Below are 21,655 nucleotides of genomic sequence, written 5' to 3'. Positions count from 1 at the left end.
TCTCGATCTCCTCTTTCGGTTTGGTTCCGGAATCCCTCCCCCGGGATTCCCTTCTTCCGTTCCCAACGCGGCGTTTCCGCCATCGTTGAGCCCACTTTAGCCGCTCCAGCTTCGTTTGTCAACTAAAAATTCTAGAAACGCGATAAATTCTCTTCACGACACGCAATAAAGATTACGAAAAGAAACGTGTCGCCGCCTAAATCCTTGAATTTTCGAGAAAAGGGGGGACACGGCGACCGACGGATTATCCGTGATCGCGCGCGCGGGCGCGGCGATTTTTCTTACGAGGGGGTTGGAAGCCGGTAGCGAAACGACTGCGCGGAAGCGGTGAGACAGGCGACTGATCGTGCCGTTGGCCGCCGTTTCAAGGATCTCTTCCAAATTCGTCGGGGGCGGGTACGGCAAATGCTCATACAAAAGCCCGACGGCCGTAGCCGCCGGGCCGAAATTTTCGATCCACGAAAGGCCGGTCTACCAGCGCTCGCGGCTCGGACCCGAGGAACGCGGACCGCCACGGCTGGGGCCGCGGTCGCGATCGCGATCCTGCGCGAGATCCACCCGGATGGTGCGTCCGTCCAACGCCGCGCCGTTCATCTCGTTGCGCGCGGTGATGGCGTTGGCTTCGTCGTTGAAGGTCACGAACCCGAAACCACGCGAACGCCCGGTCTCACGGTCCATGATGACCTTCGCCTCGGAGATTTCGCCGAACCGCGAAAACGCCTGACGCAGCCCATCGTCGTTGGTGTTCCAGCTCAGACTTCCGACAAACAGCTTCTTCGACATCCTCTTCTCTCTCGCTTTCCGTTCGGCGTCTTCCCCATGAAGACGTCATCCCGAGGTGTTCTCCCGATCCTGCCTCCAACACCTTCGAAACCCGCCGCGGACAAACGACCACCCCCGCGCGGGCGTGATGCCGTTGAGAGCGCAAGGGGCACCGCGTGCCATGTTGTAGCGGATTAAAAACGCGTTGAATCGACCAACCGAAAGAACCTCATCCGTTCGGCGTTTAGCATTCCGCCCATGGCCTGTAAAGGATTTTTTCGCGTGTCATGAAAAAAACACGATGGCCGAACGAGCATCATGATCGCCGGTCACGATGGTTTTGAGCGCTCATTCAACCGCGGCGCGAACGGCCGAACTGGGCGAAAATTTTGCGGAATTTTGCGCGGAGCGATTGCCAAGGCCTCCGGCTTTTCGCTTAATGGCGCGCGTGCGTCCCGCGCGTGCTCGTTGTTATTTTTGGAGATCGCCATGTCCTTCGGTTTTCGTCTTGCCGTGATGTTTTGGGTGGCGTGCCTGGGGATTCTCGTCGCATCCGCGACTGCGCCCGCCTCGGATGATTTGGGCGACGAGCCTTCACTGTGGCAAGTGCGCGCGCCGGATGCCGCGTCGCGCACCGCGCTTGTCGAGATGGGCATGGATGTCCTCGATGTGAATACACGATCAGGGCTCGTCACCGTGCTCGTGTCCGCCATCGAAGTCGCGGAGCTTCAGGCCGCGGGATTCGCGGCGACGCCGATCGGCGCAATTCCCCGCGACATGCCGAACGGTTACGACGCCTATCACGATTACGACGAATCCACCGCCGAGATCGAGGCATTGCACGACCTCGCGCCGGACATCACGCGCGTCTTCAGCATCGGCGTCACGCACGAGGGCCGCGAGCTGTGGGCTCTCGTCATCAGCGACAACCCCGATCTCAACGAGGCCGACGAGCCGGCGTTCGTCCTCGTGGCGCAGCACCACGCGCGCGAGATTCTGACGGTCGAGGTCGCGCTCGGCGCGGCGCGTCGAATCGTCGAAGGCTATGGCGTCGATGAACGTTTGACCGCTCTCGTGGATTCGCGCGAGATCATCATCATTCCCACGATCAATCCCGATGGTGCGCTCTTCGATCAAATTTCGCCGTCTTTCCTTCTGTGGCGCAAGAACCGGCGACCGAGCAACGCACCGAGTTTCTGCTGGGGCGTGGACCTGAACCGGAACTATTCCATGGGGTGGGGCGGGCCGGGCGCGAGTGCCGTTCCGTGCATGCTGACCTGGCACGGGCCGAGTGCCTTCTCCGAGCCCGAGACGGCGGCGTTGCGCGATTTGATCACCGCCCGCGACGACGTGGGTACGCTCATCACGCTGCACACTTACAGCGAACTGATCCTCTGGCCGTGGAGCCATCAATCGGAGCCCATCGACGATCCCGTGGCGAGCGAGTCGTTCGAAACGCTGGCGAACACATTTGCCGGATTCAATGGATACACGCCGCAACGGGGTGCCGAACTGTATCTGGCCTCCGGCGACACGATCGATTGGGCTTGGGGCACGCTCGGCATTTTCGCGTTCACATTTGAACTCAGCCCCAGTTCGCCTCTCGGCGGCGCGTTCTATCCCGACGCGTCGATCATCCCGCCCACCATCGACGCCAACTTCGAGCCCATCGTGCTCGCGGCCGGTCTCGCCGCCGAACCGCGACGCGTGCTCTCGACCGACCTGTGGAAACTGCGCGTCGAGGGTACGGTTGAGACGCTGCAACTCGTGTGGGCGCCGTGGATCGAAACCGCGCCCGCCGGTTGGAACGTGGATCGCCGCGACCCGGACGGCGACCGGACGCGCCTGAACGACGAACCGATTCCACCGGGGCAGGGCGCGTATGCGTGGGATCTCGACGCCCCCGTCGAACCCGGGACCTACGAATACATCGTCGAGTATGTCTCCGCGGTGTCGCCGGATCGAAACATCGAATTCGCCGTCATGTACGAAGTGGGCGACGACGATGACGACGACACTGATGACGACGATTCCGAAGACGACGATGCGTCGAACGACGACTTGAACGACGACACCGACGGCGAAGCGGCGGAAGAATCGGAGAACGGCGAAGACGCCGAGGGCGGATGTTCGTGCTGATCCGATAATCTCGTCGGCACGAGGCTCGTCGCATTGACGCGGACACCGTGCGCGCGGGACAATTCCCGCGTGCGTAACTTCGCGCGGAAATTCGTTGTCGCTTTCGTGGTCGCTGGGATCTTGGTGCCCGTCGGGGCATCGGCAGAGCCCGGCTACTGGCCGGCGGACAACGACCACCGCCCGGCGTCGTTCACCGCGCCGCGATCTCCGGCCCGATTCCACATCCGGCTGACCGCCGAGTTTCTGATCCGCTCGAATCCCGCGCTCGACCCCGTCGTCGTCACGCTGCCGCTGCCGCCGAACATGCACTCGCAAACGGTGCTCGACTGGCGCACTGATCCCGCGCCGTCGCGCGAAATCGTCAGCGTGTATGGGTACCGCTTTGCCGAATTCGTCCTCGGTCCCGGAGCGCCCGGCCAGACGCTCACGGTGACCTACGACGCCGACGTTGAACTGCGCGCGATTCGCTATGCCCTCGATCCGGCCCAGGTCCAGACGCCGGCCGCGATTCCGGAACGTATCCGGCTCGATTACACCGGCGACGGACCGTACTACCGGATCGATTCGCCGATCGTGAGCCGTGCCGCGTCGCTCGCGACCGTGGGCGAAGCAGGCCTGTACGAGCGGATGCTCGGGATCTGGCGCGACGTGCGGCGACGGCTATTCTTCAAGGGCGACGGACGCAAGCTCGACGCGGCGCGGACGCTGGAACTCGGGTCGGGAAGCTGCACCGAGTACTCGTTCGCCATGATCGGCATGTGCCGCGCCGCGGGCATCCCCGCTCGCTACACGGCGGGATCGCGTCCGCGTATCGGCAAGGGCAAGACGCGCGGATACGACAAGGCGATGCACAAGACGCTGGAGGTGTACCTTCCGCCGTACGGGTGGGTGCCCGTCGAGCCGTCGAATCTCGACCGGGACGACGGCGTGGATCGCTCGTCCGAACTCATCGGCACGCAGACCGGTCGACACTTCTTTTTCGTGATCGAGCCGGAACCCGAACTCGTCGATCTCGACGCCAAGCGAAATGCCCTCACCGATCGCGCCGGCGGGACGGGGATGGTGCGTTATCGCTCGAAGATCTGGGCGGATTGGACGCTCATCGAAAAGGGGCGTGCTCTGCCGCCCGACGAATTCGACGTGTTGCCGGAAAACGATGAGGACGAGGCGCCCGGGAGCCTAAACCCTCCACCGGTGGGACCCCCGGGCGCCGCCGCGAAATGAAATTCGAAATGCGCGGATTGTTTTCGGAATCGTTTCCTTTTCAGCCGTTCACGGTCTTCGCGAAGTCGCCTCCGCCCGAATCGCCGCAAGCCGTGATCCACGTGTTGAGGAGCCGCTTGCTCGCGTGCGGCGTGCAACGAAGCCCGGCGGGATGAAAGACCGGCATCCCGCGGGTCGCAGCCCAACGCTGGACCGTGCGAACGCTCTTGTCCATGTACGTGGCGATGTCTTTCCAGCCGGAGATCAGATCGTCGTTTTTCATGGTCATCGGAGCCTCCATCGGGGGTTGTTGTCCCAACTCGCATCTTCTCTATTGAAAGCGACAAACGGGGTCGCATTGATTTCGGTTTATGTTCGGCATCTCGATGTTCGCATTCGGAAGTTGGTGGAGAAATCCGGAAAATCGAAGAAATTATCGGCAGGTCTTGTCGTGGACGCAAGCGAAACCATGCGACGAAGTGCGACAAAATATGTCACGATATCACTTAGTTAGGTGATTAGAGTCAATTCGATCGATAGAATTCGGAAAATCAGCGCGCGGAGAGGAATGCGTTGATCGCAGGCCGATAGTTTTCGTCCGTGATCGTGATCGTCGTGCGAGCGGCGAGGTCGCGGATCCACTCCCGCAGTTTTTGCTGGCGGATCTGTTCGCGGACGGTTTTCACCGCCTCGTCGTCGGAATTCGGGTCGCTGGTCGCCGGATCGAATCCCTGCTGGGCGAGCGCGTCCTGCGTGGCGAGACGCACCTGAAGGTCGAGTTTTTTGTCGACGAACTGATGGACCATGACGGTGGTGCGGAACCGACCGCGAATGTCGGCGAAGACCTCGCCATTGGGCACCAGCCCCTCGATCGACTCGTCGTTGAGCTGAAATTTGATCAGGAATTTTCGATATTCCGCTTCGCTGCCGAAGGACCTGCGTGTGGCCTCCACCGCGGCGTCCACGGCCTTGGGGTCGACATCCGTGAAGCCCATGCGAACGGTCTGGAATCGAAGCAGGTTGCGCGTGAAGAGCTCGAGAAAAATCTCCTCGACGCCGAGACTTTCTTCTCGTCCGGGAAACAGCAGCGAGTCTCGCGAGTGGGCGAGCAGCGTCCTCTCCACCTCGATCTGCTCGAGCGTCACCGCCGAGTTGCCGAGCGTGCAGATGAGTTTGTCGAGGGTGACGAGGGACGGTTTTTTGTCCGCGGCGAGTGCTCCGCCCGCCGGCATGACCATGAGCGCGACGGCCGCGAAAAAGCTGATGGTCGCGAGGAAGGCGGCGACCGGAATCGAACCGGTGAATAAAGGTTTTGCAGACCTCTGCCTTACCACTTGGCTACGCCGCCGTGTCGAAAAGACCCGTTCCCAAAGACGTTTTGGCTCATATCCGGTTTGACCGGGGGTGTCAAGTTTGAAAGGGGTCCGGGCGACGTCGCGCGCGCCTCAGAACAGCGGTTTTCCGTCGATGTCGTCCCCGCCCTTTAGAGAGAACGTCTGGAGCACCGTCGGCGCGATGTCGAAGATCGAGGGCTCCGCTTTCGTCACTTTACGGTTAGTGAAAATGATGCCCGCGGTCAGCGACGGATCGACGGAGCAGTGATCGCCGCTCCACTTGCGGTCGTTGGGGGCGATGAGGCCCTTGGGAATGCCGCCGAGCGAACTCTGCCACGAGACGCGGTAGCCCTCATTGAACCCGAGAATGATGTCGGGCGCGAAATCGTACGCCGGGCCCTTGTAGATGTCCTGCCGTCGATACACGTCCTTGAAAACCGGCGTGCCGTCCTCGGGGTCGAGGAAGGCCAGCATTTTCTGGCGTAGCTCGTTTTGCAGCGCCTCGTAGTCGGTCTTCATGACCGAGCCCTCGGGCTCGCGGTCGAAGAGGTTGATGTACACTTGGCCAAGGCCGAGGTGGTACGCCTTCGTCCGGGACCAATCGACGTTGGGCCAGAACTCACCCTGGCCGAACAGGTCGTCGAGGTTGCGGTCGCGGACGTTCTCCTGGCCCTTGAGCGTCATGAAGCCGTTTTCGACGAGCCAGGTGTTGATGTTTACGGCCTTGCGGAACGACTGGAAGCCGTGGTCCGACACGACCATGAAGAGCGTGTCGTCATCGACAAAGCGGTTCATCACGACGCCGATGATGCGGTCCACCTCGCGGTACATCTTCGAAAATTCCCCGAGGTGCGTTTGCGCGTCGGTGCTGTCGTAAAGGGGATGCTTCTCGTCCCAGTAACGCCAGAACATGTGCTGGAGCCGGTCGGTGCCCTCGAAGACGCCGACGAAAAGCCGCGAGTCCTTTTTCTCCAGCTCGGATACGATGATCTTCTCGATGCGTCCCATGATCCGATACAGGTCGTCGAGGAAAAGTTCCTCGGTGATCTGAAGCTCGTTGAGCGCCCACGTCTCTTCCTGCCAGCCCAGCGTCTTGTAGAGGCCGTTCGCCCCGGCAAGCTGCGCCGAGAAATTCGCCGGATTCGAGATGCGCACGTTCGGCGGCATCTTGGCCGGGTTGAAATTGACCGGCGTGAGATAGAGCCGGAACTCGGGCTCGATCGCGATCAACGCGAACTTGGCGATGCCCTGCAGTTTGAGCAGCGGATTGAGGGTAAACTCAACGGTGAAAAAGTCGCTGAACTTGCCCATCTCCACGCGCTGCGTCACACCCTGGACGGTGATCTGCGCGGATTTCGAAGCGCGGTCGATCTTGACCGTGAACGGCGCGGTCGTGTCGGGCAGCGACTTCACGCCGGGCTTGTCCTTCATTGTGAAATTTTTAGGGCCGAGGATCTTCGATTCCACGCGGTCGCCGAGCACGGACACCGGCACGAGCCGTCCGCCCATCTCGGTGTCACCTGACGCCTCTTTCTCCGACGAATACATCGTGTAGGTGCCGTTCGTCTGACGCACGTCGGGAATGCCGAGACCCGCGAGCAGCTTGACGTTCGGTGTCGCCTTTGACGGAAACGTATTGGGCATGCGGATCGCGGTCGTCTTGATTCCCGCCTCGCCCGCAATCTCCCAAAATGCATTGCCCAATCGGTTGAAGATCGGAATGGGCAGCGACGACGGCACCCAGGTCAGGATGGCGAAGGTGGCGAATCCGCCCGCCACGCCGCCGACGACGAGCGCGACGCCGAGTCGGATCGGCGTGCTCTTCGCGACGAAGCGAAGCAGCACGAAGATGAGGAAGAAGGCCAGGAGGCCCGCGCCGATCCCGATGCCGTAGCGAAGTCCCTGACTTGGCAGGAGAGGTTTTTCCGACGGCGTGACCATGGCGAATTCCGGGTAGTAGCTGCCCGGCATGCGCCGCAGGAAGTCGAAAATGCCGTGCCGCGCGGCGTTGCCGCCCACCGCGAACGATGACCACGCGACCGGCGACGCGCTCGGGTTCGACGTGGCGAGCTTGGAGTAGTGTCCCTGCGCCGCGAGTTTGGACGCGTTGGGCATGAGCCCCTCGTCCATGAACTTCTGCGTGAGCACGGGGTCCATGCCGTCGAACCCGAGGATGATGACCTTGGGTTCGGCGTGCGCGAAGGCGGGAGCGAAAACCGACGCCAGAATCAGCGCCGCCGCGATTACGATCATTCCCAGACGCATTCGGTCACCTCTGAATACGAGTCCCCATACCTGGCGCCGGTAAAAAATAGACCGCACGCGGGCGCCGATCGTCCCGCGCGCGCCCTGTCCGGCAAGCGCAACAGGTCTTCGATTTCCTGCGGGGGCCGGCGGCCCAGCCCCACCTCGACGAGCGTTCCCACGATGGCGCGGACCATCCCGCGCAAAAACCCCGTGGCCTCGAACCCCAGTTCCCATCGCCGGGGTTCGGGCCGCTTCAGCTCGGCGCGCAGGATCGTCCGCACGGGCGATTTCGCCACGCACCCCGCGGACCGGAACGAACCGAAATCGTGTTCCCCGGCCAGCAACGGGAGCGCATTCTGCATCGCGTCCGTGTCGAGTTCAATGGGGATTTGCCAGGCGAATCGGCGCGTGATGGGATCGCGAAATCGCCCCGTTTCGATGCGGTAGCGGTAGATCCGCGACCGGGCCGAAAACCGCGCGGAAAATTCGCCGGGCACGATTCGGCACGAACGCACCTCGACGTCGTACGGCAGCAGCGCCGAGAGCGCGCGACGCACGAGATCGGGATCGCGTTCGCGCGCCGCATGGAAATTGACGGGCAGGCAGAGGGCGTGAACGCCGGCGTCGGTGCGTCCCGCGGCGGTGGCGCGGATACCGGGCTCGAACAGCTTTGCGAGTGCGGATTCCAGCACGTCCTGCACGGTCCGGTCCGACGGCTGGGATTGCCAGCCGTGAAAATCGGTTCCGTCGTAGGACAAGGTCAGCAGGTAATTGGGCATCGGCCCCGGCGGTAGCCGGCGCTAAAACTGGAACAGAATGCCCAGGGTGTGGCCCTGCGCGGACAGGTCGAGCTTTTCGGTGTCGTCACCGAAATCGTTCAGCCAGTAGTACTTGAACTGGTAGAAGAAGTACGTGTTGTTGATGCCCCACTCGCCCTCGAGGCGCCCGGAGGTGCGCGGCTCGATGCCGTCGAGCAGGAACATCAGCCCGGCCTGGCCCGTGAGGCCGCCGAGCAGGCCGCGATTCTTTACCGACGAATCGAGCCGTTCCTCGAACCAGTAGGTGTAGCTGCCGGCCGCGCCGATGAACGGCACGACCACCTGATCGGGCACGAACGCGAACCGGTACGCGAGACCGAGTTCAGCGGGTGCGACGTGGAGTTTGTACTTCTCGCTCGTCGAATCGCCCGTGGACGAAATGCCGTTGCCCTCGAAGAAGTAGTACGACATCTCGGCGTGCAGCGTCAGTTCGTGCACCATGCGCCAACCCGCCTGCAGCGTGTAGATGGCGTCGCCCTTGTCGCCGTAAACGTCTTGGATGTCTTGGTCGAAGGGAATGACCATACCGAAGTTGAAGCCGATTTCGAAGTTGCGCGGGGTCTCGTACCAGTGAGGGTCGTCCTGCGGACGGGTTTCCTGGGCGGATGCGAGTCCCGCGACACCGAGAACAAGAGCGGCGACGAGTGCGATGCGGATGTTCATGCGCGATCCCCCCGGCGGCCCGGGCGCAGCCGCATGAACGCGCCCAGCACGGCCATGCCGAGCGCCGAGGCGATGATCGACGCGTGTCCGGACATCAGGACGTCCGCCGCGAACGCGACCGGAACGAGCGCGGCGCGCACCGCGAAACGCAGGGCGGGATGCGCCGCAACGTGCTCGGCGATGGGCGGGCTCACGCGATAGTATGCCGCGACGAACGCGCGGCCCCACGCGGTCTTCTTGAGCACATCGTCGCGAAATGCGCGCAGCGTTTTCACGCGCGCGTGATCGTACGAACCGAACGCCGCGGTGGCGATGAAACACCCGTCGGTGTCTTCGGACAGGTCCGCCGCACCTTGGGCGTCGGTCGGCGTGGCCGAGACCTCGACCGAAAGCGGGCTCTCGGTGCCGGAGGTGTCGACCGCCGAGACGCGCATGTAATACTTCACGTTGTTCGACAGGCCCGAGAGCAGCGCCTCGGTCACATTGCCCACATCGATGGGGCTCGTGCCCTCCGAGGCGTCCGCGCCGATGTAGTCTTCCTTGTCCGAACCGGAGCTGTTTCCGTAGTAAACGATGTAGTGGTCGATGTCCTCGTCTTCGTGGGCGGCCCACGTCACGAAAACCCGCTGGTCACCGCTGCCCGCCGAGACGCCGGTCACGGACTCGGGCGGCGTGTCGTAGGTGATGGTCGTGCTGGCCGAGCCGTAGTCGGCCTCGTCCGAGCTGTTTACCGCAACGACGTAAATGACGTATTCGCCGTCTTCGCCCAGATCCTGATCGGCCGAAATCTGTGTGGTGCCGGTGGCGGTGCCGGTGAAGGATCCGCTGCCGTTGTCGTCGGTGACCTGTTCGCCGGTGTCGGGCGTGCCGTCGCCGCCGACCACGACCTCATAGGTGCCAGAGGTGCTGCCGCCCTCGATTTTCCAGGCGATGGTCGCGGTTTCGCCCGCACCGACGTGGCCGTCGACCGGGACAATCCCCGTAATGGTGACAGTGATCTCCGCGTGCGCGGCTCCGGCACCGGCCAGAAGCAGCAGGGAGAGACAAAAGGCGCCCAGCCGGTAATTCAACAGCACGCTCCAACGAAATCCGCCACGCGAGGGAGCCTGGACGTGATCAAATCGACGTGACTCATAACGAAAAAACCCCCTACCGTCAAGCAACGAAGGGCTTTTCGCTCACGACCGGACGAAGCGGATTCCCCCTACCGAAGCGCCGGTTTTCGGATCGTCGAAGGGGATCGTCAGCTCGTAAACGCCCGAATCCACGCGAGCCTCGATGGGAAACGGCGAACGTTCGAACACCTTCATCATCGCCTTGTTCGTTGCCAGCACGTCCGCCGAAAACCCCCGCGCCCCGCGCTCCCGTGCCGCCTGGACCAGAAGGTAGAACAGAAAGGTGGCGATCCCGCGCCCCTGATATTCCTCGTCCACGACGAACGCCACGTCGGGAAACGGGCGCGTTTTCCCGTGCACGTATCGGCCTTCGGCGATGAGGCGGCCGCTGCCGTCGTCGAGAAAGCCGACGATCGACATGGTGCGCCGGTAATCGACGTTGACGTAGGTCTGCATCTTCGTGTGGGGCATCGTCGTGATCGGGCTGAAATACCGATAGTAAACCGCCTGATCCGAGAACCGGTAGAACAGGCGGCGCATCTCCTCTTCGTCCGACGGCTTGATCGCCCGAAACGCGACGCGCACGCCGCCCTTGAAGACGTGCGTACAGGCGAGGTCGGAAGGGTAGAGATGACCGGCGTCCGCGAGAAAAATCTGATCCGGATAAAGGATGTGCGCGTCCTTGGCGGTCTGAACGAGACGCTCGCGGTCGTCCGGGTGCGCGATGTCGATGATCGCCTGGGCCCGTTCGCGCACCGTCCGCCCGGTGAGCGACGCCACGCCCCATTCGGTCGCGATGTCGTCGATGAGTTCGCGGTACGGAAATGGGTTGGGTAGTTCCTCCACCGACAGCACAATATTCGGTTCGCCCCGCAGGTTTCGGCTCGGCAGTCCGAAGACCGTCCGGCCGTTGCGCGACAGCGACGCCCCGGTGAACAGCTCCAGCGCCTCCACCGGCCCGACGGCCACGTTGCTCTTGCCGAAATGCAGCGCCACGCGCCCCGTCAGGTCGATCTTGCGCGCCGACATCACCGCGACGAACCGGTCGTTGAGCGCGATCTGCTCGGGCGCCGTGACGACCTCGACGCTCTGGAATTCGACGAGCGGGTTGCGGTCGAGCCAGTCCATCAGCGCCCGCGTGCCCATGGCGTAGCTTGTCAGGCACTTGCCGCGAAATGTCGCCTTTTGTCGGTTGGTCACCGCGCCGCTTTGCACCAGATCCATGAGCGCGTCAGTGAACAGCGGCGAGTGCACGCCGAGGTCGGACTTGCGCACAAGCTGCCGCGAGAGCGCCTCGAAAAGCGGACCGAGCGAAAACGCGACGCACGACCCGTCGTCGATGAGGGATGCGACGTTGACGGCGACCTTTTCCATCGCCTCGTCCACATCCCACCGACCCCAGGTGATCGGCTCCTCGTCCGACATGACGAGCGCGTCGAAATCGCGCACATGCACGAACGTGTCTCCCAGCGTGCGCGGTACGCGGCTCGAAATCTCGCCGACGCGGTATCGCGCGGCGCGCATCGCCTCGCGCGCGGCATCGACCGAGACGCCAAGGCTCGCGTAGCCGTCCTCGTCGGGCGCCGAGATCTGGATGACGGCCATATCCACGCGCATCATTCCGGCGCGGATCAACCGGGGGATGCGCGAGAACGGGCTCGGCACGAGGTCCACGCGGCCCGTGGTGATGGCGTCGCTCGCCACCCAGCCCGCGAAAAAGGTCTTGAGCCGAAACTTCGACCACGGCGTGGGGCTCGGGCGCAGGGCCTCGCCGAAGCTGGCGATCTGCACGAGTTCCAGGTCTTGCAGGTTGGACGCCTGCGACTCGAGCAGGCTTCGCAGAATGCGCCGGGGCTCGGCGACGCCGGTCGAGAGGAACACGCTCATGCCCGGCTCGATGCGATCGAGCACGTCGCGGGGTTCGACGACCTTGGCGCGCCACGTTTCGGCGCGATCGTGGGGGCGATTCATGTCGGCTCCGGAGGTTCGGCGGTCCGCGCGTCACGGGCGCGGCAGGATGCCCTCGAAGACAATCTTCTGAATATGATCGAGATAGCGCTCGTGAAGGTTTGTCGCGTCGCCGTAGTCGATTTGACTCTTGAAGAACGATTCGCTTTCGAACCAGTGCAGGCACAGCGCGAGCAGTGCGGTGATGACGAACGCCGGTTCGATATCGGCTCGGACCTCTCCGCGTTCCTGCGCTTCGCGAATCCGCCCTGCGCCGATCTTCAGAAGTTCCTCATCGGGGCCGCGCTCCTGTTCGAGTTCGGCGTGCCCCTCCATGATGATCCACGAAATCAGGCGCACGAAACGAGGATTGTGGCGCAGAAACCCGAAGTATTCGCCGATCGAAGCGCGCATCATCCCGATCGTGTCGCCGCCCGGAGGATTCGTCAGCAGGTTCATCTGCACGCCGGCGTAGTCGCGGGCAAACCGCCGATATTTCACGTCCTGCCAGAGTTTGCGCTTCGACTGGAAATGGTGGTGGATCAGGCTCTTGGTCACGCCCGACGCGTCCGCGATGTCGGACATCGACGTGGCGGAAAATCCCCGTTCGGCGAACAGCCGCTCCGCGGCCTCCAGAATCGCCGTTCGCGTTGCCTCGGGATCGTGATTTCGAGCCATGAAAGGCCCCTTGAGGAAGACCTTTCGGTAGTGAGCGCCGCACCGGGAGCGAAGTCAAGTGAGGATTGCGAAGTTGCGACGTCGGTGCCGCGAGCGCCAGCGCGCGGGTGTTGCTTGCCCGCGCACTATCGTCCCTCGGATGCACTCGGGACTTCGTTTGCGGCACTGACGGGCGAAGCGGTGCGTTGTCCGTGCCGCAAGCGCCGGCGCGCGGGCGTTGCGGGCGGTGCGGGCGCCTACCCCATGATCTGGCGGATCAGATCGCCCTGGCGCTCGTAACGAAATTCCTCGGCGTATTCGAGGCCGTGGCCCGCGCCGACGCGCTCGCCCCACGAACGCACGAACATCTCGATCGCGGGGCGGTAGTTGTCGGGATCGAGCAGGGGTACCGTGTCGGGATCGTCGCCCGTCGCGGCCATCGACTGGCGAAGATCCTGAATCATCAGGCGCATCTGGCTGTGGTGCGCGCACAGGGCGTCGATCTTCGTCGTCACGTACGGGCCGATGTCCTCGACGCGGTTCACGTTCGTCGGATGCTTGGCGAAGAGGAACAACTCGGCCGGGACGTGCGGCGCGAGCCCGGCTTCGCGGTGCTCGGGGTGGAAGAGCGGCATGTTCGCGAAGCCGTACGCCTCGACCGCGGCCATAGCCACGGCGCGGTGATCGGGGTGCGTCTCGTAGGGCGCCCACGGGTCGAATGTCATGAGCGTCGCGGGTCGGATTCGGCGAATGAAGCGCATGAACTGCTCTCGCAGGATGTTGAGCGGTGTGTCGCCGAGAAATCCGTCGGGGTAGCCGAGGAAGAAGATGTCCTTCTTGCCGATGACGCGCGCCGCCTCGCGCGCCTCCACGTCGCGGCTTTGCGTGACGAGGGTCGAGGTGTCGAGATCGAAGCTGCCGCGCCCGTTATCGGTTGCGATCACTTCGTAGACCTCGCGGCCCTCGGCGGCGAATTTCGCCATGGTCCCGCCGCAAAAGAATTCGGAATCGTCGGCATGAGCGGTGAGCACGAGAACGGGGCCGGGCATCGTTCACTCCGTGATGCTGCGTGTGTTGAGAAACTCGCGGATGCGCGCCAGGGCGCGGTCGACGCGACCGTCCCACGAAAGTGTCGCGCCGAGCGCCACGCTGCGCGCGGCGTCCTCGGCGGTCCATTCGCGCAACGCACGGTCGATCTCGCGTATCCATCCGTCAAGCCCGTCCGCGATACGAATCGGCGGCGCGTGGTCGGCGAGTTCGGGCAGGCGCGATGACACCACCGGGCGTCCCGCGGCGACGTACTCGTACGCCTTGAGTGGGCTGGAATTGACGGTCAGTTCGTTCACGAGAAAGGGCACGAGACAGACGTCGAACCCGCGCAGAAACGCGGGCAACTCGTCGCGGTCGCGTTGGCCGAGCAGATGGACGTTGGGGTATTCGCGGAGCGGTGAGATGTTTACGTGCGGGCCGACGGGGCCGATCAGGCACAGATGCCAGTCGGGGCGCACGCGGGCGATGCCTGTCAGGAGTTCATAGTCGAGCCAGTGCGCGAGAACGCCGACGAACCCGAGTCGCGGCGTGGGGATCGACGCGAGATTGGCGTGAATCGGTCCGGCTTCGGCGGTACGTGCAAAGAGGGCCGACTCGACGCCGTGCGGGGCGTGGATTACGCACCCATGCCGCGCGCGCAGGCGCTCGGCGAGCGGTTTGGAAATCGCGAAGACGAGGTCGGCGCGGGCCACCGTTTGTGCCTCGACGCGGTCGACCGTTTCAGCCTTGGCATACGGAATGCGAAGCTCGCTGTGGATGTCCACGCAGTAATACGCGAACACGTCGGGCCGCAGTTCGTCCGCGATGATCGCCGCGTTGTAGCCGAAACTGATCAGCACGAGCCGGTCGTATTTGAACGCGCGGATCGCCTCGCGAATGTATCGGCCGAAACGACGCTGGTTCCATCGGTCGAGAAACTCCCATCGCGTGTCCATCGCTTGACGAAACGGCGGCGGGACGAGCAGCTTCGGCTCGCCGGGACCGAGGTCCTGAATCCCGTGCCGATACTCGAAGTAACGCGAACGCTCGGCGGGCTTGACGAGCGGGTCGAGCGTGAGCGGCGCGGGCTCGACGTAGAGCACGTCGTTCGACCGCGCCAGCGACCGCGCCACCATCTGTTTGCTGGTTTTGATGGGGCTGCGGTAGATCCCGTTGCCGAGCACGACGTAGAGAAGGCGCTCGCTCATGCGGCGCCCGTCACGCGTGCGACGGCGTCCGCCGCCGCGTCCACGTGGAGTCGCTCCATGCACCACGCGTCGGGCACCTTGCACCGAAACGTGGAGCACGGGTGAAACCGGCAGTCATTGTCGAATAGGATCTCGCGGCGCGCATCGCGGTGTCCGAAACGATCCGGCAGGCCGGGCCCGAAGAGCTGCACCGCGGGGACGTCGAGCGCGACCGCCGCGTGCGTCAGCCCGCTGTCGTTGCCGACGAAGACGCGCGCCTGCGCGATCGCGCCGAACACCGTGCCCAGCGCCAACTCGCCACATAGGCTCACCGCCGCACCGTGCGATGCGTCGGCGATACGCGTGCCGAGGTCCTTCTCCGACGGCGCACCGAGCAGGATCGACGACCAGCCGAATCGTTCCTTCAGTCGCGCCGCGAGCGCCGCGAACCGCTCGGCCGGCCACGTCTTCGCGGACGTCAGCGCGCCGGGGGAAATCGCCGCCCACGGTCCGTCGATGCGCTCCGCGATCACATGATGCGCCTCGGCCAAGTCGGCTTCAGAAACGGGCAGCTCCATCGAATGCGCCCGCGCGTCGATGCCCAGTGGTGCGAGCGTTTCGGCGAGGATCGCGCGCTGGTGCGTGTTCGCGGTATCGCGCGCAACGGGGTGCGTGAGAAAGAAGCCGCCGCCCATGGTGGGATGGGCGATGCGAATGCGCGCGCCGGTCGCCGCGGCGAGGGCGCAGTTCGGCAGATCCCCGATGACGTCGAGGCACAGGTCGTAGCGCCGCGCGCGAAGTGCGCGAATCGCGGATCGCGCCGCCGCCCAGTTGCCCGGCTTGCTCTCGCGCACGCGGTAGACGGGATTGTCGAATATCGTGACCGAATCGAAATACGGCAGCATCCGCACCAACACGTCGCTGCGCGGGCTCGACATGGCGTCGATGATCGCGTTCGGGAATCGATCGCGCAGCGCGCGCCAACATCCCGTGGCGAGGATCGCGTCGCCGAGGCCGTAGGTGCCGAGCACAAGGATGCGGCGGATCTCGTCGGGGTCGATTCGCCGTCGAGGCGCGAAGAGCCCCCGCAACCCCCACGTGGCCGCGCCTAGCGCGTCGATCACGCACAGCGCGCGGCGAAAGCGGGGCTCGACGAGTTCGTAATCTGACGGGCGCAAACGCACTCTCCGCGATGGCGGGGACTCCCCTCGCGTGGTCAGGGGGTGCCCGACATGTCGTCCGGGCGCAGCAGATACACCGTGGTCGGCCCTTGACGCAATGCCGCCGCAATCCGCCATCCGTCGCGCGCGCCACCGGGCGCCTCGGCGAACCCGCGTAACCACTCTCGCCATGCGCTCATGTCCTCGCGCGTCTGGAACGTGATGACGACAGCGTCCACGTCGACGCGGCGGGCGAGGACGATGAGTTGTTCCGGATTCAGCGGCAGCCAGATCGAGGTGCGGTCGCCGCGCCACATGCTGACCCAGGGCACATCGCAGACGACCACCTCGTCGCGCGTGGTGTTGGTTTTCAGAAACTCCTCGAAGGCAACAAGCGCCTCGGGGCTGACCTCGCGCAGCTCCCGTACCTCGTCGCCGGCCAGCGGCGCGAGCTGCGGAACCAGTGTCGCGAAGGAAAACGGATACAGGCAAGCGAAGGCAAGCGCACCGACCGAGGCGTCGCGAACGATGGGGGCGGTGCCTTTCCACGCCTCGCGAACGCGCGCCACGAACTCGGCCGCGAAGACGCAAGCGAGCGGCAGTGCCGCGAGCAGGTAGCGCGACATCGACAGCATCAGCACGCACACGGCAGCGTGCGCCGCCAGCACGACGAGCGACCAGCCGTAAAAAATGCGCGCACCACCATCGGCCTTTCGCGCAAACGCGGCGAAACCGAGGAAGGCGAGGACGAGCACGGGCCCGAATGCCCCGATAAAGATGTGACGCATGGTGAGACGCAAGTTCGTCGCCCACTTGCGCCGGATGAGGCCGGGGTCTCTGCCGTAGACATCCGATTCGCGCACGGGATCAAGAGTGCGTTCGCGGCTGTGGCCGGGGAACGCCTCGGTGAACTGCGTGACGGTCATGCGTCCGTAGCGATCGAGCCATCGGCCCAGGCGCGTCGGCGCCGGTTCGAGCGAACGCAGCTCCGCGGCGACGTCGAGGTGGCCGCCGCGCGTGCCGGGCGGGTAAGTGACGCGATTCAGACGCTGCTCGACCTGACCGAGCGCGGCGACCATCACGCACGTCAGGACGATGAGCGTCGCCCATCGCTTCACCTTGCCCGGCGAGATCAGAAACGGCGCACCGACGAGCGCGACGCCGACGAAGACGCGGGCGAGGTCGCGCGTGTACCACGTGACGGCGAGGGCGACTGCCGCGACGAGAACGCCCGCGAAATCGCGTCGTGCGCGGGCGAGGCCGTACATCGAGGCAATGACGCCCGCGAGGTACGCCGGCTCGGTGAGGCCCGAAACCGAGAGCGCGAGCACGCCCGCGTGAAGGGCGAAAAAGAGCGTGGCGAGCCACGCGCTCCTCGGAGCGATCTCGCGCGCGAGCGCGAACATCAACGGAACGGCGAGGACGTACCACCAGCCCGTCGCGAATGCCGCGACCCAATCCTCCTCGCCCAGCAGGGCGAACCACAGAGCCGTCCACGCGGGCGCGATGAAGTACCCAAACCGGTGCGCGACAGCGATGCGCTCCATGCGGTCGCCGTCGGCGTAAAGCGCGAAATCCGACGCGTGACGCATTTCGATGGCGAAGCCGTCGCCGCGCAGGAAATTGCGCGCGGCCTGAGCGTATTTGAGCGAATCGGGCGCCGTGAGCGCGTGAAAGTTCGCCCAGAAGAAAATCGCCCATACCGTCGCCGCGACGGCGAAGACCCACGCGAAATGTGCGACCGGAATCCGCGGCGATTCGATGCGATCGACGTCAGCCATCGAGGGCATCCAGCGCACGGCCGAGCCACGCCGGTTCGAGCATGGTGTGCGACACGGGAATGATCGTGTCGCCGACGCGCCGGACGAAGTCGTCCAGATGATCGAATGTCACGCACTCGACCGCTTGATATTCGTCCTCGTGGCGCTCGCGGGCGCGCTCCAAAAACGCGTCCGGTGAGAGACCGGTGGCGAGCGCGAGCGCGATGTCGCACGTGCGGATGTTGGGATCGTAGATGAGAGCGTAGGGACGCAGCGCCACGAGATCGGGAACTTCGATGTTGACCTCCTGCGCGAGTTCGGCCGCGAGCGCGGCGCGGAAGTCGAGTGTGCCGTCGTCACGCAAGCCGACGAGGTCGATGGACCCGGAAGGGACGAGCTCCCACAGATTTGGATAACACGTCACGCGCGCCGACCTTTGTGCGAACACCACGCCGCCCGCGACCAGCGTCAGACCGCTGATGCCCATGGCGCAGACGAGCCGAGGCGGAAACAGGTCGGGCCGGCGGCGCGAGGCGATGTAGTGGCGGTACTCCACAAACCGCCCGTGGATCGCATGACCGTCGAAGCCGAGATAGCTGAGGATGGGATTGTTCACGAGTCGGACGCCGCGCTCGCTCTGTTCGCGTTCCCACTCCCCGTCAACAACTCGTTCGAGTTCGTCGCCGAGCACAAGCGGGTCGTCGGCCACGACGAGGCGAACGTCCGTCGGAATTGCGACCGGCACGCACGGCTCAAACACGGCACGTCTCCCGAAGAATCCGCGCGGCATCATGCAGATTCCGGGCGGTCGCCACGACGAGCGAATGCGGAATGGGCGGTCGTCCGTCACGGCGCAGCGCGATCGTCGGCACGCCCGCCCCGATGGCCGCCTCGATGCCGTTCGCGGCATCTTCGACGGCGAGCGTGTGCGCGGGATTGTCGATGCACGCGGCGGCGAGGGCGTGATGATAGAGGGCGGGATCGGGCTTTCCGACCGACACGTCGTCACCCGTCACGAGCGCGGAAAATCGCTCACGCCAGCCGTGCGCGGCGAGAAACGCCTCGGCCGCGCCGCGATGGTTCGCGGTCACGAGCACGAGATCGATATCGAGGTCCGTCGCCGTGTCGATAAATTCGTTCGCGCCGTTATTCGGGCGGACGGCGGTCGCGTAGGCGCCGTCCACAGCCGCGATGTAGTCGCGATACAGCGAATCGATGTCTCCGGAAATCCTGTGCGTGCGGGCGAGATCGGCCACCACTTCGCGCAGCGACGGACCGTTGAGACGGTCGAACTCGTCGCGGCTCGCCGCACCGCCGTGGAGTTCGACGAACACGCGATACACGTCGTACATCGCTTCGATGCTGTCGGCGAGCGTGCCGTCGAGATCCACGAACAGCGCTCGCACACGCGCGGTCACGGGATCCAGTCTCCCTCGCGAATGCCGTCGCCGAGGGCGATGTCGCGCGCGGCCCTGCTCCCTTCGATCTCGCCGATCCGTCGCGGGTGAAGCCCCCGCGCCCGATTGCCGGGGCGCAAAATGTCGATGTTCACGCCCTCGGCGAGCGTTTCGCCGGCGCGGATGTCGCGCGTCGCCTGAATCGCGCGCTGGGCAAAGTCGCGCAGCTCACCCTCGACCTGGAGGACATGTTTCTCTCCTGATCCGAGCATCATCTCCGCCGCGCGCACGGCCCGCACGAGTTCGGCGAGCTCACCCGGCGTGAGGGCGAACGAATGATCGGGGCCGGGGAGGCGATTGTCGAGCGTGTAGTGTTTTTCGATCACCGTGGCGCCGAGCGCCACGGCGGCGAGCGGCGCCCACGTCGGATGGCGGCTGTGATCGGAGAGCCCGACCGGCACGCCGAATCGCCTCGCGAGGCGGCCGATCGCGCGAAGGTTCATCGCGTCCACCGGCGCGGGGTACTTCGCGGTGCACTGGAGCAACGTCAACTCGCGACCGCCGGCGGCAAGAAACGTCTCCATCGCCCATGCGATATCCGCCTCGTCGCTCGCGCCCGTCGAGAGAATCAGCGGCTTGCCGCTTCGTCCCGCGAGTTGCAGCAAACGCAGGTGGCAGATCTCGTATGACGCGATCTTGTGCCGCGCGACGAACGGATCGATCGCGTCGAAGTCCGCGACGGAAAACGGCGTGGACATGAACTCGATCCCCTGCTTCGCGGCGTGCGCGGCCAGCTCGGGAATCATCTCGTAGGGCATCGACAGGTCGCGAAAGATGTCCGTGATCGACTCGCGGATTCCCGCCTCGGCGAGATATTCGGAGTCCCCCGCGTTGGGCACGTACACCGTTTCGGCCCTATAGGTCTGGAACTTCACGGCATCCGCGCCCGCCTCGGCCGCGACGTCGATGAGTGTCTTCGCCATCGACATGTCGCGCGCGGGGGAGCCGCAGCGCCAGTTCGATCCTGCCTCGGCGATGATGAAAACCCTGTCACCCATCGACGGCTCCCGAAGTGAACGACGATAGCGCACGATATCGATCGGATCGTCGAGATCGACGAGACTCTTTTGCGTTTCGTCCCAAAACGAAAAGCCCGCCGATTCGAACGCGCGCCGCGACGCGACGTTGCCCGGTCGGATCTCCGCCACGATTTCGTCGATGCCCGACGAACGCAATACATCCTGCACGGCGCGCAGCAACGCCGCGCCGATGCCTTGCCCGCGCCGATCGGGCGCGACATTGATCGACACGTCGCAGGCCGCGCGCCGGCCGCCGTAGGGAAGAAAACGCAGAAACGCGACGCGCTCGCCGTTCATCACGGCAAAGAGCGGCGGCAGATGCGCGTGCCGGAAATATTCGTCGCGGAACTCGCGCCGAAAATCGTCCCACTCTTTCGGAGTCTGATGAAAGAACTGCGCGAGCGTGGCCGGATCGTTTCGCCATGCGAGCACGAGCCGCGCATCGGGATCGATGGGCCTCGCGCGCTCGAATTGAATCTTCCCGTCACGCATAGGGGTAGGTGCGCGCGCGGCGGACCTTGTCCGCGGGCCAGGCATCCCAGTCGATTTTATCGTAGACCATGCGCCGCGAGAAATCCTGCCCAATTCGCGGCGCGGCGCCGTCCAGCAGCATGGGCACGAACACGCGCAGCAGCGTGCGCTCCAGCGCCATTGCCTCCTCGTAGAGCTGCGTCGCCGTGGCGGTGCGCGGATCGAGCCGTCCGCGCAGTTGCCCGATGATCGGCCCGGTGTCCATTCCGGCGTCGATCTCGAAGAGCGTCACGCCCGTGATGGGCCGGTCGTGCAGGATCGCGTTGGCGATGGGCACCGCGCCCGCGCCCTCGGGCAGCAGGCTCTCGTGGATGCCGATGACGGGGCACACCGACAGCAGGTCGCGTCGATAGATCTGTTGCCAGCCGAGCGAGAAGATGAGGTCGGGACGCAGGTCGCGCATCTGTCCGACGTGCTCGTTGATGTTGCCCTGCACGATCGTGCGCGGCACCGCGGCGGCGAAGGGGAAGCGCGACTCGTCCACCATCGCCACGCCCTCCCAGCCCGGCGAGCGCTCGCCGCGCGTGTAGAACATGACGATGTCGAGCCCCATGTCGCAGAGCGTCTGCGCGTTGGCGTACGTGCTCTCGATGCCGCCGATGACGATGACGCGGCCCACCGTCAAAC

Annotated in this window: 19 protein-coding genes and 1 tRNA gene; 2 read left to right on the top strand and 18 right to left on the bottom strand. The window is 64.6% G+C overall.

The window, feature by feature from the left end; all coding sequences use genetic code 11:
• Window positions 1–471: 471 nt before the first annotated feature.
• Window positions 472–783, bottom strand: coding sequence for an RNA-binding protein (locus IT350_08820; GenBank protein MCC6158144.1), 312 nt, complete (start codon window positions 781–783; stop codon window positions 472–474).
• Window positions 784–1,251: 468 nt separating this feature from the next.
• Here IT350_08820 and IT350_08815 point away from each other — a divergent pair, with 468 nt between their 5' ends.
• Window positions 1,252–2,901: a zinc carboxypeptidase gene (locus tag IT350_08815; protein MCC6158143.1), complete on the top strand. Its 1,650-nt coding sequence runs from the start codon at window positions 1,252–1,254 to the stop codon at window positions 2,899–2,901.
• A gap of 69 nt (window positions 2,902–2,970) precedes the next feature.
• Window positions 2,971–4,125, top strand: coding sequence for a transglutaminase family protein (locus IT350_08810; protein MCC6158142.1), 1,155 nt, complete (start codon window positions 2,971–2,973; stop codon window positions 4,123–4,125).
• A gap of 40 nt (window positions 4,126–4,165) precedes the next feature.
• Here IT350_08810 and IT350_08805 read toward each other — a convergent pair whose 3' ends face one another.
• The 17 genes from IT350_08805 to IT350_08725 form a co-directional block, all read right to left on the bottom strand.
• On the bottom strand, window positions 4,166–4,393 hold the full coding sequence (locus IT350_08805; protein MCC6158141.1) for a hypothetical protein: 228 nt from the start codon (window positions 4,391–4,393) through the stop codon (window positions 4,166–4,168).
• Window positions 4,394–4,655: 262 nt separating this feature from the next.
• The gene (locus IT350_08800; protein MCC6158140.1) at window positions 4,656–5,342 is read right to left on the bottom strand and encodes a hypothetical protein; all 687 of its coding nucleotides are present in this window, start codon (window positions 5,340–5,342) and stop codon (window positions 4,656–4,658) included.
• Window positions 5,343–5,380: 38 nt separating this feature from the next.
• Window positions 5,381–5,452, bottom strand: a tRNA-Cys gene (locus IT350_08795).
• A gap of 97 nt (window positions 5,453–5,549) precedes the next feature.
• Complete coding sequence (locus IT350_08790) at window positions 5,550–7,703, bottom strand: alkaline phosphatase family protein (GenBank protein ID MCC6158139.1); 2,154 nt, start codon at window positions 7,701–7,703, stop codon at window positions 5,550–5,552.
• Entirely contained in the window at window positions 7,688–8,464 is a 777-nt protein-coding gene (gene truA, locus IT350_08785; GenBank protein ID MCC6158138.1) for a tRNA pseudouridine(38-40) synthase TruA, read from the bottom strand. The genes IT350_08790 and truA overlap by 16 nt, the downstream gene beginning before the upstream one ends.
• A gap of 21 nt (window positions 8,465–8,485) precedes the next feature.
• Complete coding sequence (locus IT350_08780; protein MCC6158137.1) at window positions 8,486–9,166, bottom strand: hypothetical protein; 681 nt, start codon at window positions 9,164–9,166, stop codon at window positions 8,486–8,488.
• Window positions 9,163–10,236, bottom strand: coding sequence for a fibronectin type III domain-containing protein (locus IT350_08775; GenBank protein ID MCC6158136.1), 1,074 nt, complete (start codon window positions 10,234–10,236; stop codon window positions 9,163–9,165). Before IT350_08775 ends, IT350_08780 begins: the two co-directional genes overlap by 4 nt.
• Before the next feature lie 108 nt (window positions 10,237–10,344).
• Window positions 10,345–12,252 (bottom strand): GNAT family N-acetyltransferase, encoded by a 1,908-nt coding sequence (locus IT350_08770; GenBank protein MCC6158135.1) that lies wholly within the window; start codon window positions 12,250–12,252, stop codon window positions 10,345–10,347.
• Between the two features lie 30 nt (window positions 12,253–12,282).
• Window positions 12,283–12,906 (bottom strand): TetR/AcrR family transcriptional regulator, encoded by a 624-nt coding sequence (locus IT350_08765; GenBank protein MCC6158134.1) that lies wholly within the window; start codon window positions 12,904–12,906, stop codon window positions 12,283–12,285.
• 236 nt (window positions 12,907–13,142) lie between these two features.
• Entirely contained in the window at window positions 13,143–13,934 is a 792-nt protein-coding gene (locus tag IT350_08760; protein ID MCC6158133.1) for a PIG-L family deacetylase, read from the bottom strand.
• Between the two features lie 3 nt (window positions 13,935–13,937).
• A complete protein-coding gene (locus tag IT350_08755) occupies window positions 13,938–15,122 on the bottom strand; it encodes a glycosyltransferase (protein ID MCC6158132.1) in 1,185 nt (394 codons plus the stop codon).
• Window positions 15,119–16,279, bottom strand: a complete 1,161-nt coding sequence (locus tag IT350_08750) for a glycosyltransferase family 9 protein (protein MCC6158131.1) — start codon at window positions 16,277–16,279, stop codon at window positions 15,119–15,121. Before IT350_08750 ends, IT350_08755 begins: the two co-directional genes overlap by 4 nt.
• Window positions 16,280–16,317: 38 nt before the next feature.
• Complete coding sequence (locus IT350_08745) at window positions 16,318–18,042, bottom strand: hypothetical protein (GenBank protein MCC6158130.1); 1,725 nt, start codon at window positions 18,040–18,042, stop codon at window positions 16,318–16,320.
• A complete protein-coding gene (locus IT350_08740; protein ID MCC6158129.1) occupies window positions 18,035–18,781 on the bottom strand; it encodes a hypothetical protein in 747 nt (248 codons plus the stop codon). Before IT350_08740 ends, IT350_08745 begins: the two co-directional genes overlap by 8 nt.
• On the bottom strand, window positions 18,774–19,439 hold the full coding sequence (locus IT350_08735) for an HAD-IA family hydrolase (protein ID MCC6158128.1): 666 nt from the start codon (window positions 19,437–19,439) through the stop codon (window positions 18,774–18,776). The genes IT350_08740 and IT350_08735 overlap by 8 nt, the downstream gene beginning before the upstream one ends.
• The gene (locus IT350_08730) at window positions 19,436–20,989 is read right to left on the bottom strand and encodes a GNAT family N-acetyltransferase (protein ID MCC6158127.1); all 1,554 of its coding nucleotides are present in this window, start codon (window positions 20,987–20,989) and stop codon (window positions 19,436–19,438) included. Before IT350_08730 ends, IT350_08735 begins: the two co-directional genes overlap by 4 nt.
• Window positions 20,982–21,647 (bottom strand): hypothetical protein, encoded by a 666-nt coding sequence (locus tag IT350_08725; GenBank protein MCC6158126.1) that lies wholly within the window; start codon window positions 21,645–21,647, stop codon window positions 20,982–20,984. The genes IT350_08730 and IT350_08725 overlap by 8 nt, the downstream gene beginning before the upstream one ends.
• Window positions 21,648–21,655 lie beyond the last annotated feature (8 nt).

It is taken from the genome of Deltaproteobacteria bacterium, assembly GCA_020845895.1.
Taxonomy (GTDB): domain Bacteria; phylum Lernaellota; class Lernaellaia; order JACKCT01; family JACKCT01; genus JADLEX01.
This window is presented reverse-complemented; position numbering and strand designations above follow the sequence as displayed.

Coding starts and splice junctions, on each gene's coding strand:
- IT350_08790 (MCC6158139.1), bottom strand. CDS start 7,703: ATGCGTCTGGGAATGATCGTAATCGCGGCGGCGCTGATTCTGGCGTCG.
- IT350_08770 (MCC6158135.1), bottom strand. CDS start 12,252: ATGAATCGCCCCCACGATCGCGCCGAAACGTGGCGCGCCAAGGTCGTC.
- IT350_08755 (MCC6158132.1), bottom strand. CDS start 15,122: ATGAGCGAGCGCCTTCTCTACGTCGTGCTCGGCAACGGGATCTACCGC.
- IT350_08760 (MCC6158133.1), bottom strand. CDS start 13,934: ATGCCCGGCCCCGTTCTCGTGCTCACCGCTCATGCCGACGATTCCGAA.
- IT350_08800 (MCC6158140.1), bottom strand. CDS start 5,342: ATGGTCATGCCGGCGGGCGGAGCACTCGCCGCGGACAAAAAACCGTCC.
- truA (MCC6158138.1), bottom strand. CDS start 8,464: ATGCCCAATTACCTGCTGACCTTGTCCTACGACGGAACCGATTTTCAC.
- IT350_08820 (MCC6158144.1), bottom strand. CDS start 783: ATGTCGAAGAAGCTGTTTGTCGGAAGTCTGAGCTGGAACACCAACGAC.
- IT350_08765 (MCC6158134.1), bottom strand. CDS start 12,906: ATGGCTCGAAATCACGATCCCGAGGCAACGCGAACGGCGATTCTGGAG.
- IT350_08780 (MCC6158137.1), bottom strand. CDS start 9,166: ATGAACATCCGCATCGCACTCGTCGCCGCTCTTGTTCTCGGTGTCGCG.
- IT350_08730 (MCC6158127.1), bottom strand. CDS start 20,989: ATGCGTGACGGGAAGATTCAATTCGAGCGCGCGAGGCCCATCGATCCC.
- IT350_08815 (MCC6158143.1), top strand. CDS start 1,252: ATGTCCTTCGGTTTTCGTCTTGCCGTGATGTTTTGGGTGGCGTGCCTG.
- IT350_08805 (MCC6158141.1), bottom strand. CDS start 4,393: ATGACCATGAAAAACGACGATCTGATCTCCGGCTGGAAAGACATCGCC.
- IT350_08745 (MCC6158130.1), bottom strand. CDS start 18,042: ATGGCTGACGTCGATCGCATCGAATCGCCGCGGATTCCGGTCGCACAT.